Raw genomic sequence first — 17,811 nt, forward strand, 5'->3', positions numbered from 1 at the left:
CAGTCTGAAATATGATTTGCTCTAAAATTTTTTTCATTACGATTTTTCTATTAAACTTTAATAGAGCTTAACGTGTTTACAATATACTCAGGGGAGAGATTTTCCGTCTATAAGAAGTAGCCACAAAACGCTATATTGGTAAAGGTATTCATAATAATTACTTGTGAATTAAGTACTTTAGATTCGAGATTACATAGATTTTTGGCAGTTTAAGCCATTTTAGATTGGAAAATGAAATCTCCTAAAAGGAAAAACCCGGCTATATTAAAGGGTTAAGAGTAATTTAAGTTTGAAATTCAAAAAAACTTCTTAATTGCTTTAAAAGCTAGGATTATAGCGGATTTTTGAGTGTAGCCCAGTTTCAGGTAAAACCTTATATATTATATATATAATAAATAATAATATATAATAATAGAACATATAGGATATGTACCTTTCATAATACCTACCTAAATATTATTAACGCGCTTAAGTGTTTAATTTATTACTTTTTTAATTTTTAAATAACAAGTTAAGCAAAAAAACATGAACTGTAATAAGTTTATTATAATATAAACCTTAAGAGAAGTTCCGCGGTGGCCGTCTGCTCAACTGAAATGGTTTTCAAAAAGGCTAATATACCGTCCATTTAAATTTTTAACCGAAATATAAAAGTCATTTAAAAAATAAACTCAAGTGGCAACTAACCGGTTTTTTAAAGCCGCCTATAACCTACTCTAACTACTTATGCATACAGGTGGACCAGCTGCATTTCATGATATTAGTAGACATAAACCGAGTTATTGTAAGATAATTAAAGGTATCACTAAACTTTAATAGCCTTTAAAAATAGCTAAAGGTAACACTTTTATGGTAAATGCCTAATCTACTACTGTGGCCTATTCTTCAAAGTAAGGTTTTAAGGAGTAAAAAGCCGTTCTGAGTTTTCCAGCAAAATTTCAAAATAAGGAAATAGAAATATAATACACTTAAACCATTGAAATTCTGCATTTTTATCCATTTAATACCTATAAGACGTTATTTTTCCATTTCCAAAAGACTTAATGAATCAGATCGCCCTAAATAAAAATACAACACAGAGACAAAAATATGAAAAACCTACTATTGCATTTTGGATAACCTGAAAAAGATAAATGCTTACAAAAGACAAGATGGCTAATAATAGCGTTTTAAAGAGATTCTACGACTTCAGGGTACAATTGTACAATCAGAACCTAAGTTACTCATGTAAGGTAGCTCAAAACCCGGTTAAGAGTCATTTTTAAATTATTTCTTACCTTAAACTTTTACTTGCTATAAAAAAGCCTTACTCTAGTCTATCACGTTTTTTATTTGTTGTAAAATATTTTTTCAAAAAAAGTGGACGATCTTTTAAATCGGTGCAATAAAAGCTGGTTATTTTAGATAATCTCTATAAATAAATTGTAGGTGAAGTTAAAGAAAAAAAGTTTTGCCATAAACATAAGCTATGGAGCTCGTAAACTGCTTAAAATGGAGATAAAGATCTAAATTTATTTATTTACGTCTCCAATTTCATCGCGTACAATGGAGACAAAGATTTATGTTTTCACTATTTATTGGCAGATAGGGCTTTCTAAAGGGTGGGTCACCCCCCTTGAAATTAAAACAAAAGGTGGTAGACAAGATGTCAAACACAGATAACTCAACTACAAGCTGGTCTTTGTTGTAGTTATTTTCTCACCTGCTTTAATTAATTCATCAAAATCAGATTCATACTCTATATAGCCTTTCTTATAATAGTCCGAATGCGATAAGATATGTGTTAGCAGGCCAAATGTTGTTTTTTTACATTTTTAAGATAAGAAGTGGATAGCTGCACTTGTTTTTTATACAGCATTTCTTATATTGATCAAATCTTTCAATTGATTATTGCTAAATTCTGTAATCCAACTTTCACCGCTACTTATAGTTAAGTTTGCTAACTCTTTCTTGCTTTGAATCATCTCATCAATACGCTCTTCAAAAGTACCTGTTGAAAGTAGCCTGTACACCATAACATTACGTTCTTGTCCAATACGGTACGCTCTATCTGTTGCTTGTGCTTCCACTGCTGGATTCCACCATAAATCGTAATGTATTACATGGTTTGCTGCTGTTAAATTAAGCCCTGTTCCACCAGCTTTTAAAGATACTATGAGAATATTTGATCGAAATGAGTTTTCAAAATCATTAACCATTTTGTCTCGTGCTTTACGGGATAAACTTCCATGCAAAAATGGCACTTTTGATTCAAACTTTTCTTCAAGTAGCCTAGCTATAATCTCACCCATTTCAGTGTATTGAGTAAATATCAATGATTTTTCTGCAAGCTCACTAATTCCTATCAATATCTCTTCTAGCATCTGCATCTTTCCTGACTGTTCAATACTTGCACGCTTTTTCTTGCCAAAATGCGATGGATGGTTACAAACTTGCTTTAAAGCATTGATAAGCTTAAGAATTAGACCCTTACGTTCAATTCCTTCACTCCTTTCTATCTTTTTCATAGTTGTGTTAACTACTTCTTGATAAAGTGCTGTTTGCTCTGGAGTTAGAGAACAATAACGATTATTTTCAATTTTATCTGGTAGATCCTCTATAATGCTTTTATCACTTTTTACCCTACGTAGCATAAAGGGATGAGTAACTTTCATGAACCTCTCTAGACAAACTTTATCTCTCGCTTTTTCAATTGGCGTTGCAAAACGAGTTTTAAATTCCTTAGGAGTACCAAGGTAATATTTATTAGTAAAATCAAAAATACTCCAATATTCTAGTAGCCTATTTTCAACAGGTGTACCACTCATAGCTATTTTATTTTTTGCTGCAATAGCTTTTATAGCTTTACTCTGTTCACTATGGGGATTCTTTATATTTTGGGCTTCATCAATCACGAGCAAAAACCATCCTACTCTGTTAAGCTCTTTTTTATCACGACGTGCAAGACCATAGGATGTGAGAGCTACATCATAATCATTTGCCAATTCTCGATTTTGTCCATGATAGATAAAAAGCTTTAATTCTGGTGCAAAACGTTCCATCTCTCGTTGCCAATTGCTTAATATGCTTGTTGGTGCTACTATCAAGACTTTATCTTCATCTAAAAATCCTGCATTCTTACAGTATAAAATGGCTGCAATAACTTGTAGTGTTTTACCAAGACCCATGTCATCAGCAATTATACTACCAAACCCCGTCTCTATGTTCTGCACAAGCCAACTAAATCCACGTTTTTGATATGGACGTAACTGTGCTGTTAGGTTACTTGGTACATCAACAGGTACATAAGTGTTAAGCTTTTCAAATAGGCTTTTAATCTGCTGATCAAGTCCTACCTTTGCTCCATCTAGTTCACCTCCTAAAGCAGCTTGCATCAGCTCTGCTTGACTCAAGCGTTCAGGTAACTTATCAAATTTTTTCAGTAGAGCTTCTACCTCCTTATCATCCAAAAGCACATATTGGTCTATAATCTTTATAAGTCCACGAGAATCTTTCAGTAGCTTTTTAAATTCTGTAATGCTTATCTCTTTATCACCTATCGCTATTTTCCAATCAAACTTCAATAATTTTTCAAGCGTTAAGAAACTTTTCCGATCTTCTTCAATTTTGCCTTTAGCAGATAAATTAAGACTCAACTTTGGCTTTAGGATTTTTTCCAGTGATTTCGGTAAGATAACTATAACGCCAATTGCTTTTAACACCGGCAAGATATTTAAAAACAATGGTGCAAAATCATCTAAGCTAAACAGTAATCTACTGCTGTCGTCAATCGATCTTTCTAGCTCAGGTATGTATTCGGACAGCATTCCCATATCAGATAAAATGCTCAGTTTTGTGCTGCAGTTAGACAATGCTTTTTTCAGCTTTATTATCGATTTTCCATCATCTAAAGATACCTGTATATCAAGCTCAAATCTTTCATAATAATCTTTTACCATTAAGTAAAGTTTGTATAGTTTATCTGTTAAATAAAGCCGTGATAACCAGAGATTAATTGATTGAGGTATTTCTCTGTTGCTAAACTCACTAAACTTGTATGCTGATCCAGTAAAAAATAATGCAAAGATGTGCTTGTCTCTATACTTATCCATTGATGAAGGAAAGGTATTCTTTTCTCTATATTTATCAAGTGCTGCAGGAAAATTATTTGCCATGTATCCCAAAAGGATTAAAGAAACTGCAATATTAACCTGTTCTTCAGGATCTATAGAAGTTTTCTGATATTGAATTAGTAGAGGTGGACACATAGATGATATTTTTCTATGAATTTCTTTGACTGATTCATTAAACAACGCAGGGATCCACCTAATTATAAATTCTCCTCTTTTATTTTGTAGTATTTGTGGTACTAGTGCTGATTTTTCCATGAGCATACGTGCAAACTGTGAAATCATATGCATGAAGCGAAGCTCAGGATTAAGCTTATGCAGTAATGAAATAGGAATATCGTTTAAAAATTGTGCTATATTCCTTGAAACACTTTCGCTGAGCATAAATGAATTAGCTATACCATTGCTTACTTGAATAACTTGGTATTGGTCATTGATAAATAATTGAAATGTTTGCCAGTGTTCAATACTTCCCCATTTGCTAGTAAACAATTCTTCTTCCGATAGCTTTTTCTTGGAAGAGTAGAAAAAATAATCTGATTTCCCCGTAGGATATTTTTGCCAATGCTTGTAAGCTGTTTGCAGAATACTGTGAAAATTTTTTTCAAAAAAGAGTGGATTATTCGTCAAGATATTTTCGATACAGCTGGCAAGGTTAGGAATAGTCGATAGATCAATATCATTTAAGTTTACTTGGTCATATACTTTAACTTTAGAAGACGATTTAAATAGATCATTAATTTTTAGAATACTTTGAATGTTTTCTAATTTTCCATTTCCAAAATCATCAATCAGCGACAACAAGTCACAATTATGAATATTGAAAATTACGAAAGGGTTTTTATCAATTTCTGCAGCAATAAGATAAATTACAGCAGCAATATGTTTACAAGGCATAGCCCAATCAGGACAATTGCAACTTGCGTTCATTTCTTCCCAATTCGAAGGAAATAATTTAATACCTGAGTCGTTAAGCTTATCAAACAAAAGTGTTGGTAATTGTCTATTTATTAATTTAGGCAATATAGAGGGCGAATTTTCAATAATACAACGGATAGCTGATGAATTTAATTCATTGAGTGTTATTTTAACTTTATATGGATGAGGTCTTGAACCACTAACTTTGGCTGTAATTGTATTGCCGTTGATTTGAATACCGAAAGCTCGACCAGTATTAGCATAAGTTCTACCACGTGAAAGGCGGTTATCGTAATCAACTTCACTGAAAGATTGAAGCCATTTCTTACCCCACCATGTTCTCCCGTAAATAGACATTATATATATTTTAGCCTAAATAAACTCAAGTAATCTAACATAAATCACTACAAAATGCCAAGAAAACAACAGAAAAGGCAATATGAAAACCTTTTTTTCTATAGTCTCTTCATTTTTTGTGATTAAAAATTATTTTAACTTTTTTTTAAAAAATCCCGGAAAAAGTAGTAAGAAATCCGGTATATATATAATAAAGGGGCATTGTTTCAATGAGGTGAGTTTACCTCTACGCGCTTCAAACACAAAAGTTTCAAATAAATGTCAATCCTAACACTAGATCTAGGCAAGCAAACGGGCTGGGCAATTCTAACAGATGGAGTAATTCAAAGTGGTAGCAAAGGTTTTCATGTTAGCAGGTTTAGTGGTGGTGGCATGGTGTTTCTAAATTTTCGTAAGTGGTTGAATGAAATGAAGAAAAAATTTCCAAGTATTGAAACAGTTTATTTTGAGGAGGTGAGAAGACACTTAGGGACTGATGCTGCTCATTGCTACGGAGGTTTCTTGGCGCATTTGTCTGCTTGGTGTGAAGAGAATCATATTCCCTATCAGAGCGTTCCTGTTAAGACTATCAAACGCTTTATCACAGGCAAAGGCAATGCAAGTAAGAGTGAAGTTATTGAAGCGATACGTGAAAAAAGTTTTTCACCTAGAGATGATAATGAGGCCGATGCTTTGGCATTAATGTTCTATATTAGTAAAGATATTAATAAGATGAAAAATCCATAAAAAGTGGGTCCTTTCAGCCAGAATGGCGGGTTTGGTGGGTTGGACCCCAGGCCTTCTCTAGCGTCAGAGATATTTTAATTATTAACTTTTTAATTAGTATAGCAATTATATGAATTTAGCAATCCACTATTATCCTACTCGAAACCTAGTTGAATATGATCGTAATCCACGTAAAAATGACGATGTGGTCAACAGAATGTGTGCTTCTATTCGGGAATTTGGCTTTCGTATACCAATAGTTGCAAAAAGCGATGGAACTGTGGTTGATGGTCATTTGAGACTTAAGGCAGCAAGAAAACTTGGTATGGAAAGTATACCAGTGGTCTTAAGTGATAATTTAAATGAACCACAAACCAAAGCTTTTCGGTTACTTGCCAATCAATCAGCTAATTGGGCAAAGTGGGACGATGATCTTTTGAAGGTGGAAATTCAAGAGTTAGAAGATTTGCAGTTTGATCTAAAAATGACAGGATTTGAATTGGAAAAAGTTCAACGTTTTCTCGATGATTTTGATGGAAAGGAAGAAGTAGAAAGAGGAGTTTTGGAGTTAATTGATAACAAGGTAGAAATAACAAAACCAGGTGATCTTTGGATTTTAGGTGATCATAGAATCTATTGCGGTGATAGCTGCATAGTTGAATCATTTAAAGCAGTATTAGATGATAAAATGGCAGATATTACTGTATGTGATCCTCCATATAACGTTGACTATGGTAGTAGCCAAGAGAGAGAAGATAAAAAAATATTAAACGATAATCAAGGTGAAAAGTACGAATTGTTCCTTTATGACATCTGTTCCAATATTTTAGCATATACGAAAGGAGCAATTTACATCTGCGTATCATCATCAGAGTTTTCAACGTTGCAAAAAGTATTTGAAGAAGCAGGTGGTCGTTGGTCAACATTTATCATTTGGGCAAAGAATCACTTTACGCTAGGCAGATCTGATTATCAAAGACAATACGAAGCAATGCTCTATGGATGGAAAAGCGGTAATAAACGTGAGTGGCATGGCGGTAGAAATCAAAGTGATCTGTGGTTTTATGATAAGCCAATACATAACTCACTGCACCCAACAATGAAGCCAGTAGAGCTAATGGAAAAAGCAATAGTAAACAGCAGCAGACCAGGAGACATAGTACTTGATCCATTTAGTGGTTCTGGCAGCACACTAATTGCATGTGAGAGAACAGGAAGAATTTGCAGGACAATAGAGTTAGATTCAAAATTTGTAGATGTAACCATAAAACGTTGGCAAGTGTACACAGGTAGGGAAGCAATTCTTTTTGGTACTGGTAAAACTTTTTCAGAGATTCAAGAAGAAAAACAGTAAGAAAAAAGTGGAAAAGATAACGCAAACAGAAATTTAGTAAGCCTTGGTAGTTGTAATATTAATTTACTGGTATATACCGTATTTTAATGAGTTTAGCGTAACAAATAACTTTGGATTAAATGTGGTGTACTCAATGAATCAAGAAAAGACGTTAGCTGGAGTAGTAACGTCGCAAACAAATAATGAAGCATCGTTTTCTGAAGAAGTAGAAAATAATGTTTCAAATTCTACACTATCTGTTAAGGAGAGAATTGAATTGTTTGAAAAAGGTACGAAGCAAGAACCTGACCTGAACACTGAATGCAAACTAGCTTCTTTAAATGTGATTAGCAATAGTAGCGATAGCAGTATTACAGCAAAAATAGACGAAGCAGGTGCTGATTTTTCAGTGAGTTGTTCTTCTTTAGTATTTGATGATGGTAAAGACATAGAGGACGAATTTAATGCAGTTTGTGAGGCAAATGGAATAGAATATAACCGTCCGTATTCTCTTGATCAGTTTGAGGCAGCATCCAACACATCTTCCAACCCCAAAATAGACAATACAAAAGAAATGCAAAAAGAGGAAGAGGATAAAGAATTAGGAGATAAACCAAAGCCGTTACCTAGGAATGGAATGTTGGAGAAGGACAATATTAGAAATGTAGCTCCACCTTCACCTAGAACAGCAGAAAATCATCGGTTGAGTATTATTCAGGATATTGCACCACCAAAGCTACCACATTCTTCTTTCCAATTAAATGGAGAAAAATGTGATGAGCAAGAAGCTATAGGAGAACCTATGTATGCAACTATAGACAAAAATAAAAAATTCTCGAAAAGAGGTTTAGATGGTGAAATAAACGATCAAAGTCCGGAGATGGAAAAGTCAAATTCTGAAGAAACATCAATTAAGAAAGGATCAGAAGATATAATTGGTGAACCTGTAGATCTGAATACAAAATTTTTAAAAAAGAGTTTGGAAGGAGGTGATAGTGGAATAGACAATAGAAGTGCAGAGATGACAAGATCAAATTCTCAAGTAACAGAAATGAGTGAGTCTTGTGGCAATCAAGGATGGGAGAATATGTCATTAAATCATGATAGTCCAGTTACACTTTCAACTAGCTCATCAGAAAAAAGTAATAATGAAGAAACCCCGTTAATTAAAAAAGAAAAGAAAACAAATAGAATTTTGCCAAGAGTAAAATATGCAGTGCAGCAGAAGGAATTTATAATTTTCGGTATAGCTGCTGTTGCACTTAGCGTTTCTGCAGCTTTGGTATATCTACAGGATAAAGGACAATTTATTGCATTTTTTGCAAACAGTACCATCTATGTGACTATACCAATTCTAGCTGTTGCATTATTGGTTGCAATTAGTCCGATATTTTGTGGAATAAAGCAATTTAGAGATACTGAAGAGTGTCAAATAGGAGGAAAGAATGCGAATGAAACTTTGAATCAGGTGCTAAAGTATCAACCAAAAGATAAAGTAATAAAATCAGTCAGACTGGAATACAGCAATAGTACTCATTCACATTTTACACTTAACGCTTGGAAGAGTAAGAACGACTTCATTAATATTGACGACAAAGTCGTTAGTAAAAGGAATAAAGTAGAATCAGTAATCAAAGATAGGCCATTATTTACAGCATTATTAAGCAGTTTGGTTGCTGCAAATATAGTATGGCCTTTATTACTGTATGTGGAAGGTGGTATTAGTAGTGTACAGAAGTTTTACCAGAACGCTTTGATTAGTAACGTAGGGCTATCAGTACTTGTAGGCTCGAGTATACTTGCACTATCAATGATATGCCTTGGAGTACATTACTACAGAAAAACAAATTGCACAAATCTTGTATATTGTGAGGAAAGAATTGAACCAGAAAAAGTTAATGGAAAGTTCATTGAGGAAATAAAGGAAGCAAGGATAAAAGTGCTTGAAGAAAACCACAGTAAAGATGCTAAATGCAGCAGTTTAACGCTAGAGCAAGTAGTGGTTGAATCTCATAACTACAAAGATGCAATTTATAGTATTAGTTGAAAATAGCCAAATTTCACTATGTAAAAAGAAAGCAGCTATAAACCGGAGTACTTCGCTCTATATTAGTAAAATATCTCTAAGACGCCGGCAAGTATAAACAGGTAGGAAATTGCTGATACTGGCAAAACCTTTTCAGAGATTCAAGAAGAAAATTCGTAGAAACAAGAGAGAGGAGAAAAAAAAGTGAAAATCACACAAACAGAATGGGCAAGAGAGATAGGAGTATCAAAGCAATATGTCTGTTATTTAGTAAAAAAAGGAATAGTTGAGTTGGAGGATGGTTTGATCAATAGAGAACAAGCAAATGAAGCGGTGGCAGCAATAAGAGATCCAAGTCAGCCACTTAGGAGGAAAAATCCAGAAAACGAAAATACAAATAACCTTTCTACAATGTTGCTAAAAACGCGAATAAAAAATGAAATGGAGCGAGGAAGGTTGCTAGAAGCAAAGGCAAAAGCTGAAATAGGAGAACTTGTAGCAGTAGAGGAGGTAAAAAGTGAGGCATTTAACGTAGCAAGAGTTGTACGTAATAATTTGCTTAATGTTCCAAATAGAGTTTCAGCACTGCTTGCATCACTGAGTGACACTGAAAAAATTCACGAGACGCTAACTGAAGAGATTACAAACTCACTTGAAGAATTATCTAACGCTAAATTTAAAATATAAAAAGATTTTGAATACAAAATGGCTGATAACTTAAGTTTAGAGTTAATAAAGTGTTTAATCAATCAACCTGGATTAGATGTTAATGTCAGAGGGTTAAACGGAAAAACTCCACTGCATTGCGCTATAGAGTTTGATGAATTAAGCATGGTAGATTTGTTACTCACGAAGAAGAACATTAATCCTTTTGTGGAAGATAATGAAGGTAAAACATCTCTTGATTACGCCAAAGAAGGGAAAAAAGCAGAAATATTACAAGCACTAATTAATAACAAGTACGGGTCAGAACAAGATAGCTTACTTCATTTAGCTGCAATGATAGGTGAAATTAATGCAGTGAGATATTTGATCAGAAAAGGTATTGACGTTAATGTACGAAATGCTTTGCACCATACTCCATTACATCTAGCAGCAGGCATAGGACATGCAGAAGTTGTAAAGATTTTGATAAGAGAAGGAAAAGCTGAAATAGATGTCTTTGATGCACGAAATCAGACACCAATGCACTATGCAGTTAATAATAAAAAGTTGGAGATAGTAAAGTTACTGCTGAAGCTTGGAGCAGATGTGAATAGTGCACGCATGGGACAAAACTCAATGAAATTGTCACCTGTGCATATAGCTGTAAGTAATGCTAATTACGATGAAAGAGACTTATGTCTTGATATCCTCAAATCCTTAATAAAGGAGCCTAATGCTCAAGTAAATTTGCAAGACTACGAAAATAAAACACCACTACATTATGCTGAAAGACTAAAAACAATAGAAGTTTTACTAACGCGAGAAGATATAGACCCTCTGGTAAAAGACGATAGCGGTAAAACACCATTTGATTACGCTAAACCTGAGATAAAGAAGGCTTTGATGAGTAATAAATACGGTTCTGAAAAGAATAGTCTACTCCATTTAGCTGCACAAAGAGGAGAAATTGAGATTGTAGATGCAATTTTAAGAGAAGAAATCGATATTGATATTGTAAATAATAAAGGTTTATCACCGGTTTACCTTGCTGCGGAAAAAGGGCATTTACATGTAGTAAAGTTATTGCTGAAAAAAGGAGCAAATTATACACCTGTTTTACATTTAGCAATTAAATCAAACAATTTAGAGTTACTTAAAGTTTTGTTTACTGAAAAAAATGGGTCTTTGCTCTGCAGAGATACCGTTGTTAATTTTCCAACCCTTCATAATAAATATATAGCACAGAGAGAAATAGCAGATAAAAGGACGAAAAAACATAATAATATTATCTGCATCTATACTACAGTCAGCGCAATAGCAGTAGCAGTATATATAGGGTTGATAACAACAACAATAAGCAGTGCAATCATTTTTGCAACAATAACAGGGGTATTTGCGCTTGTTATAGCAATAATGATAAGTGAGATGAGCAAAAGATATATAGAAAAGGAATTTCAGAAAAAGATGTTTATGGAATTGGAGGAGTGTAGTTCTATTGTTAATGATGTCGAGATAGAACCAGTTATGAGTAGATGCAGACAATGATATACGCTACATCTTTTTCTGAAGGTTTAAGGCCAGATCCCCAGCTTAAAGTATCAGAGTGGGCGAATGAGTATCGAGTTTTAGCGCCAACTGCAGCATCAGAGCCAGGTAAATGGAGAACAGAAAGAACTCCTTATTTAAAAGAAATAATGGATTCACTATCACCATCTTCACCTGCAGAAAAAGTAGTATTCATGAAAGGAGCGCAGATTGGGGGAACAGAAGCTGGCAACAATTGGATTGGCTATATCATAGACCAGACACCAGGTCCAATGCTGGTAGTACAGCCAACAGTTGAAATGGGAAAACGTTGGTCGAAGGGAAGATTTGCACCGTTAATAGAGAGTACACCATGTTTAAAAAGTAAAGTAAAAGACCCAAGATCAAGAGATTCAGGGAATACTGTACAAAGTAAGGAATTTCCAGGTGGAATAGTAGTAATAACTGGAGCAAACAGCAGTGTAGGCCTCCGATCTATGCCAGTAAAGTATCTCTTTCTTGATGAGATTGATGCGTATCCAGGAGATTCAGGAGGAGAAGGAGATCCAGTACTGCTTAGTATTGCTCGAACTAATACATTTGCACGGCGAAAGATTTTTTTAGTGTCAACACCAACGATTCATGGAATAAGCAGAATTGAGAAGGAATTTGAAGCAACAGATGAGAGATATTTTTTTGTTCCATGTCCGTATTGTAATTATTACCAAATATTAAAATGGTCACAAATAAAATGGGAAGATAAAAATCCAAATACAGCACACTATATATGTATAGAATGTGGTAAAAAGATAGAAAATCATCAAAAGACAGAGATGCTTGAACGTGGAGAATGGAGGCCTACTAATAGAGTAAAAGGTGAGAAAAAAGGATTTCATCTTTCAAGTCTTTATAGTCCAGTTGGCTGGTATAGTTGGCAACAAGCAGTAGAAGATTTTCTGCATGCAAAAGAAAGTGAACAATTACTGAAAGTTTGGATAAATACCACACTTGGAGAAACTTGGGTAGATAAAGGAGAAGTACCAGACTGGAAGCAATTATTTAACCGAAGAGAATTTTTTCAGATTGGCACAGTACCAAGGAGAGAAGTGGTACTTACTGCAGGAGTAGATGTCCAAAAAGATCGTTTAGAAGTAGAAGTTGTAGCATGGGGAAAAAGTCGTGAAAATTGGTCAATAGACTACCGAGTATTTGAAGGAGATACAGGAGGTGGAGAAGTATGGAAAAAGCTTTCGGAGCTCCTCAATCATCATTTTATCGGTGAAAATGGGCTTGAATATATGATAAGTATGATGGCAGTAGATGCTGGATATGCAACGCAAGAAGTATACAATTGGGTAAGAGGTCATCAAGGCTGTGGAAGAGTAATGGCAGTGAAAGGTGTAAATAAAGCCCTAGTACCACTTAGCAGCCCAAGTAGAGTAGATATAACAGTTGGTGGTCAAAAGCTAAAGAGAGGAATAAAGCTCTGGCCAGTAGGAGTATCGATTTTAAAGTCAGAACTTTTTCAATTACTTAATGTTTTAAAGGACGGTGAAGAAGCTCCAGCAGGATACTGTCATTTTCCCGAGTATGTACCTGAGTATTTTAAGCAGCTAACGGCAGAGCAATTAGTCAGCAAGGTAGTAAAAGGATACACCAAACAAGAGTGGCAAAAAGTAAGAGAAAGAAATGAAGTATTAGATTGCCGAATTTACGCAAGAGCAGCATCAATAGCACTGGGAGTAGACAGATGGCCAGAGAGTAAATGGAATAGTTTAAGTGAAAAACCAGAAAGTAAAAAATCAAAGAAAATAGTGAAAAGTAAGTGGATCAGCAAGTAGTAAATGTATAACGAAGAGTATTTAGTTCAAATTGAAGAAGCGATAAAGAAGCTGCAAAACGGAGAGCGAGTGGTATCAATTGCATATGGTGACCATGTGGTGAGATATGCAGAAGTAGATATAAATGATTTACTAAGCTTAAGACAACGTATTAAGGCTGAACTAAAGATTGTTGGAATGAAGCCGAAGAGGAAAATTATTTTTGCTACTAACAAGGGAGTTTTGTAATGTTACTAAAATCATTCAAACAACTATTTAGCAAGCCAAAAATCAAAAGCTCAGCCTGGGATGCATCTGGCTCAGGAAGAAGGGTAATGTATTGGCAAGGAGAAACGGGAAGCATAAATAATTTACTCTCTCAAAGCCTTGAGCACTTGCGTAGCCGCTCTCGTGATATGGTAAGAAAAAATCCATATGCAGCAAATATCATTGATACAATAGTAAGTAACTCGATTGGAACAGGAATAAAACCGCAATCAAAAGCTAAAGATCCAGAGTTTCGGAAAAGAGTGCAAGAGTTATGGCTGAGATGGACAGATGAAGCAGACAGTAGTGGAGTAAATGATTTTGATGGATTACAAGCTCTAGTATGCAGAAGTATGATAGAGGGAGGAGAATGTTTTGTACGTTTAAGAACGAGAAAGCTGGAAGATAGATTTTCTGTACCACTACAACTGCAAGTACTTGAGTCTGAACATTTAGACAATAAAACAAATCAAACTTTAGCAAATGGTAATGTAATAAGAAACGGGATTGAGTTTAACAAGCTTGGGCAAAGAGAAGCATATTACTTATTTAGAGAACATCCAGGCGAAGGCTCATTTGGAGAATCAGTAAGAGTACCAGCAAATGATGTTTTACATATTTATAGACCACTAAGACCTGGGCAAATTAGAGGAGAGCCATGGCTTTCGAGTATACTGCTAAAGCTCTATGAACTTGATCAATATGATGATGCAGAATTAGTACGAAAAAAGACTGCAGCAATGTTTGCGGGATTTATTACGAGACTTGATCCAGAAGCAAATATCATGGGAGAAGGTGAAGCAAGTGAGCAAGGAGTAGCACTATCTGGCCTGGAACCTGGAACAATGCAGCTTTTAGATCCAGGAGAGGACATAAAATTTTCAGAGCTATCAGATGTTGGAGGAAGTTATGAAGCATTCATGAGACAGCAGCTGAGAGCAATAGCAATAGGTACAGGGATAACATATGAGCAACTAACAGGAGATTTAACAAGCGTTAATTATTCATCCATTCGGGCAGGGTTGATAGAGTTTCGCAGAAGGTGCGCAATGTTACAGCATAACGTGATAGTGTTCCAGTTTTGTAGACCTATTTGGAATAGATGGCTAGAATTAGCAGTGTTTTGTGGAGAACTGAGTATAGATGAAAAAGTAGTAAAAGCAGCGAAAGAAGAAGTAAAATGGATACCACAGGGATTTGATTGGGTGGATCCACTGAAAGACCAGCAATCGCAGCAAATGGCAGTAAGGAATGGATTTAAGAGTCGATCGGAAGTAGTATCAGAAATGGGTTACGATGTTGAAGAAATAGATCAAGAAATAGCAGAAGATCAAAAACGTGCAAATAGTCTCAACTTAATGTTTGACTCTGATTGTAAAGGATTATGATGCTCTTAGGAAAACCATTAATGCTTGAACCAAGGAGTTTTGAGCTATTGTCATTAAACAATCAAAAACATCCCACGTTTAAAAACATAAAGCACTCCATCAAAAGTAACGTAGAAAGAACTGCAATTATAGCAATACATGGAATCTTGACTAAAAAACCAGGTGCGTTTGATGAAATGCTCGGGATGACATCATATGAGCAAATAGAAGAACAAATCAAACAAGCATTAGCAGATAGTAGCATAGAGACAATTATGCTGGAAATAGATAGCCCCGGAGGAGAGGTAAACGGTATATTTGACCTAGCTGACTTTATTTATGAATCAAGAGCAAAAAAGAGGATAATAGCGATAGCAAATGATGATGCATACTCTGCTGCATATGCTATAGCTTCAAGCGCTGAGAAGGTATTTGTGAGCAGAACTTCTGGTGTTGGCAGTATTGGAGTAATAGCAAGTCATATAGATCAAAGTAGATTTGATGAAAAGCAAGGTGTTAAGTACACCACAATCTTTGCTGGTAGTCGAAAGAATGATTTAAACCCACATGAGCCAATGACGTCTGAAAGTCTGGGAAGCTTACAAAAAGAAGTAGACCGACTATATGAAATGTTTTTGCAGCTAATAGCAAGGAACAGAGGTCTTTCAATTGAAAAGATTCGATCAACAGAGGCAGGGCTATATTTTGGGGAGAAAGCAGTAGAAATAGGCCTTGCAGACGGAATGACAATTCTTTCATCTATTAATAAAAACAGGAGTATTACTATGAATGAACAAACTACAAATGACCTAGAAACTGATAATTTAACCAAGTATCGTACTGAAGTTCTTGAATTAATACGTTTATGTAATTTATCGAAGATGCCAGAAAAGATAGGAGAATTTATTGAGCAAAGTGTAAGTGTTGAGCAAGCTAGGGAAGTTTTAATGGAATTACTTGCAGAGAGAACAAAGAAGACAGAGATACTGAGTGCAATACCACAGAATTCAGGAGAAGAATTGATGATGCAGGTAGCGAAAAGTCGTAGGAGTTAAAGTATTTTTATAACCGCCGTATATAGCATTGATAAAAGCGGCGGTAAGCAGTTAAGGAGAGAAATTTATGAGTAGTATAACAGAACAAAATAATCTAGGTGACTTATTAAAGTATGAGGCATCAAGCCTGTATTCAAGAGACTCAATAGCAGTAGCTAAAGGTCAAAATCTTAAACTTGGTACAGTTGTTGGTCGTGATAAAGACAACATGATTAAGGTAATAAATCCAACTGCCACAGATGGCACACAAACAGCGATAGGTGTAATAACAAGCGATGTAAATAGCAAAGATGGAGATACTAAAGCAGTAATAATTACTCGTATTGCTCTTCTTGCCGATCATGCAATTGTATGGCCAGCAAATATCACTGAAGAGCAGAAAGCTGCAGCAATAAAGCAGCTTGAAGAACGAGGAATCATCATCCGCAAGGGAGTTTAACTAAAATTAATAGGAAAAAAGGGGGAGAAAAAAATGCAAAATCCATTTACAAATACAGCATTTAGCATGACGGCACTAACAAATGCGATAAATATATTGCCGATAAATTATGGACGCGTTGAAAATTTAAATTTATTTCCAAGTAGGTCAGTAAGATTTAGACATATTACGATAGAAGAACACAACGGAGTGTTAAGTTTACTACCAACGCAAGTACCCGGAGCACCAGCAGCAGTAGGAAAACGCGGCAAAAGAAAGGTAAGAACATTTACGATTCCGCACATTCCGCATGATGATGTAGTGCTGCCAGAAGAAGTACAAGGAATAAGGGCATTTGGATCAGAGAATGAACTGAAAGCGCTAGCAGACGTAATAACTGACCATTTACAGCTAATGAGAAACAAACATGCAATAACATTAGAGCATTTGCGAATGGGAGCGCTGAAGGGAATAATTTTAGATGCTGATGGGTCAGAATTATTAAATCTGTACAACGAATTTGAAATAACACCAAAAGTAGTAAATTTTGCCCTTGGAACAGCAACAACTGATGTAAAACGTAAGTGTCTGGAAGTATTGCGGCATATAGAAGATAACCTAAGTGGTGAATATATGACTGGAATTCATGCCTTGGTAAGCCCTGAGTTTTTTGATGCACTAACTTCTCATGCAAAAGTAAAAGAAGCATATGAAAGATGGCAAGAAGGAGCAGCACTTCGAAATGATATGAGGTCAGGGTTTACATTTTGTGGCATAACGTTTGAGGAATATAGAGGGCAAGCAACTGACCCTGAAGGAACGGTTAGAAGATTTATTGAGAAAGATACAGGGCACTGTTTTCCACTAGGAACAGCAAGCACGTTTACAACATATTTTGCACCAGCAGACTTTAATGAGACGGTGAATACTCTCGGACAGCCACTCTATGCAAAACAAGAGCCAAGAAGATTTGATAGAGGGACCGATTTACATACGCAGTCAAATCCTCTACCAATGTGCCACCGCCCGGCCGTTTTGGTCAAGATCGTTGCAGCATAACAATACTGGTAGAGTAACTACAAGGTGGTGAGGCACAGAACGACTCTACCGGTATGCGCTTTCTTAGCATGTAAAGGTTAGTATATCAAAAAGAAATATGCAAGCATCGAACAGACAAAATCTGTCGAATCAGAAAGAAACACACAAATTTAAGTTTTTAGTAATTTTCAAGTATAGTTGTAGAGGGAGCGCCTCTGCAGTTATGATC

The 17,811-nt window shown here is 35.3% G+C and carries 12 protein-coding genes; 11 read left to right on the forward strand and 1 reads right to left on the reverse strand.

Going from position 1 to position 17,811, the window contains the following annotated elements:
• Positions 1–1,847 precede the first annotated feature (1,847 nt).
• Positions 1,848–5,384, reverse strand: coding sequence for an SNF2-related protein (locus tag ACQH2O_RS03385; RefSeq protein ID WP_425385323.1), 3,537 nt, complete (start codon positions 5,382–5,384; stop codon positions 1,848–1,850).
• Between the two features lie 258 nt (positions 5,385–5,642).
• Between ACQH2O_RS03385 and ACQH2O_RS03390 the strand changes: the two genes are divergently transcribed.
• From ACQH2O_RS03390 to ACQH2O_RS03440, 11 genes are all read left to right on the forward strand, one after another.
• A complete protein-coding gene (locus ACQH2O_RS03390; protein WP_425385324.1) occupies positions 5,643–6,110 on the forward strand; it encodes a crossover junction endodeoxyribonuclease RuvC in 468 nt (155 codons plus the stop codon).
• A gap of 109 nt (positions 6,111–6,219) precedes the next feature.
• Positions 6,220–7,443, forward strand: coding sequence for a DNA modification methylase (locus ACQH2O_RS03395; RefSeq protein WP_425385325.1), 1,224 nt, complete (start codon positions 6,220–6,222; stop codon positions 7,441–7,443).
• Between the two features lie 133 nt (positions 7,444–7,576).
• Positions 7,577–9,469 (forward strand): hypothetical protein, encoded by a 1,893-nt coding sequence (locus tag ACQH2O_RS03400; RefSeq protein WP_425385326.1) that lies wholly within the window; start codon positions 7,577–7,579, stop codon positions 9,467–9,469.
• Between the two features lie 183 nt (positions 9,470–9,652).
• Positions 9,653–10,135 carry a hypothetical protein gene (locus tag ACQH2O_RS03405; RefSeq protein WP_015589000.1) on the forward strand — a complete coding sequence of 161 codons (483 nt, stop codon included), beginning with the start codon at positions 9,653–9,655 and terminating at the stop codon, positions 10,133–10,135.
• A gap of 18 nt (positions 10,136–10,153) precedes the next feature.
• Complete coding sequence (locus ACQH2O_RS03410) at positions 10,154–11,638, forward strand: ankyrin repeat domain-containing protein (protein ID WP_425385327.1); 1,485 nt, start codon at positions 10,154–10,156, stop codon at positions 11,636–11,638.
• Positions 11,635–13,458 (forward strand): phage terminase large subunit family protein, encoded by a 1,824-nt coding sequence (locus ACQH2O_RS03415; protein ID WP_425385328.1) that lies wholly within the window; start codon positions 11,635–11,637, stop codon positions 13,456–13,458. Before ACQH2O_RS03410 ends, ACQH2O_RS03415 begins: the two co-directional genes overlap by 4 nt.
• Before the next feature lie 3 nt (positions 13,459–13,461).
• Entirely contained in the window at positions 13,462–13,686 is a 225-nt protein-coding gene (locus ACQH2O_RS03420; protein WP_187297528.1) for a gpW family head-tail joining protein, read from the forward strand.
• Positions 13,686–15,092, forward strand: coding sequence for a phage portal protein (locus tag ACQH2O_RS03425; protein ID WP_425385329.1), 1,407 nt, complete (start codon positions 13,686–13,688; stop codon positions 15,090–15,092). Before ACQH2O_RS03420 ends, ACQH2O_RS03425 begins: the two co-directional genes overlap by 1 nt.
• The gene (locus ACQH2O_RS03430; protein ID WP_019236400.1) at positions 15,092–16,126 is read left to right on the forward strand and encodes a S49 family peptidase; all 1,035 of its coding nucleotides are present in this window, start codon (positions 15,092–15,094) and stop codon (positions 16,124–16,126) included. The genes ACQH2O_RS03425 and ACQH2O_RS03430 overlap by 1 nt, the downstream gene beginning before the upstream one ends.
• Before the next feature lie 67 nt (positions 16,127–16,193).
• The gene (locus ACQH2O_RS03435) at positions 16,194–16,565 is read left to right on the forward strand and encodes a head decoration protein (protein WP_425385330.1); all 372 of its coding nucleotides are present in this window, start codon (positions 16,194–16,196) and stop codon (positions 16,563–16,565) included.
• Between the two features lie 33 nt (positions 16,566–16,598).
• A complete protein-coding gene (locus tag ACQH2O_RS03440) occupies positions 16,599–17,603 on the forward strand; it encodes a major capsid protein (RefSeq protein WP_425385331.1) in 1,005 nt (334 codons plus the stop codon).
• Positions 17,604–17,811: the final 208 nt, after the last annotated feature.

The organism is Wolbachia endosymbiont (group B) of Schoenobius gigantella (assembly GCF_964031005.1).
In the GTDB taxonomy this organism is placed as follows: domain Bacteria; phylum Pseudomonadota; class Alphaproteobacteria; order Rickettsiales; family Anaplasmataceae; genus Wolbachia; species Wolbachia pipientis.

Excerpts from the sequence above, each read along its gene's own strand:
- ACQH2O_RS03440 (WP_425385331.1), top strand. The coding sequence starts at position 16,599 with ATGCAAAATCCATTTACAAATACAGCATTTAGCATGACGGCACTAACA.
- ACQH2O_RS03430 (WP_019236400.1), top strand. The coding sequence starts at position 15,092 with ATGCTCTTAGGAAAACCATTAATGCTTGAACCAAGGAGTTTTGAGCTA.
- ACQH2O_RS03420 (WP_187297528.1), top strand. The coding sequence starts at position 13,462 with ATGTATAACGAAGAGTATTTAGTTCAAATTGAAGAAGCGATAAAGAAG.
- ACQH2O_RS03435 (WP_425385330.1), top strand. The coding sequence starts at position 16,194 with ATGAGTAGTATAACAGAACAAAATAATCTAGGTGACTTATTAAAGTAT.
- ACQH2O_RS03415 (WP_425385328.1), top strand. The coding sequence starts at position 11,635 with ATGATATACGCTACATCTTTTTCTGAAGGTTTAAGGCCAGATCCCCAG.
- ACQH2O_RS03390 (WP_425385324.1), top strand. The coding sequence starts at position 5,643 with ATGTCAATCCTAACACTAGATCTAGGCAAGCAAACGGGCTGGGCAATT.
- ACQH2O_RS03410 (WP_425385327.1), top strand. The coding sequence starts at position 10,154 with ATGGCTGATAACTTAAGTTTAGAGTTAATAAAGTGTTTAATCAATCAA.
- ACQH2O_RS03425 (WP_425385329.1), top strand. The coding sequence starts at position 13,686 with ATGTTACTAAAATCATTCAAACAACTATTTAGCAAGCCAAAAATCAAA.
- ACQH2O_RS03400 (WP_425385326.1), top strand. The coding sequence starts at position 7,577 with ATGAATCAAGAAAAGACGTTAGCTGGAGTAGTAACGTCGCAAACAAAT.
- ACQH2O_RS03385 (WP_425385323.1), bottom strand. The coding sequence starts at position 5,384 with ATGTCTATTTACGGGAGAACATGGTGGGGTAAGAAATGGCTTCAATCT.
- ACQH2O_RS03395 (WP_425385325.1), top strand. The coding sequence starts at position 6,220 with ATGAATTTAGCAATCCACTATTATCCTACTCGAAACCTAGTTGAATAT.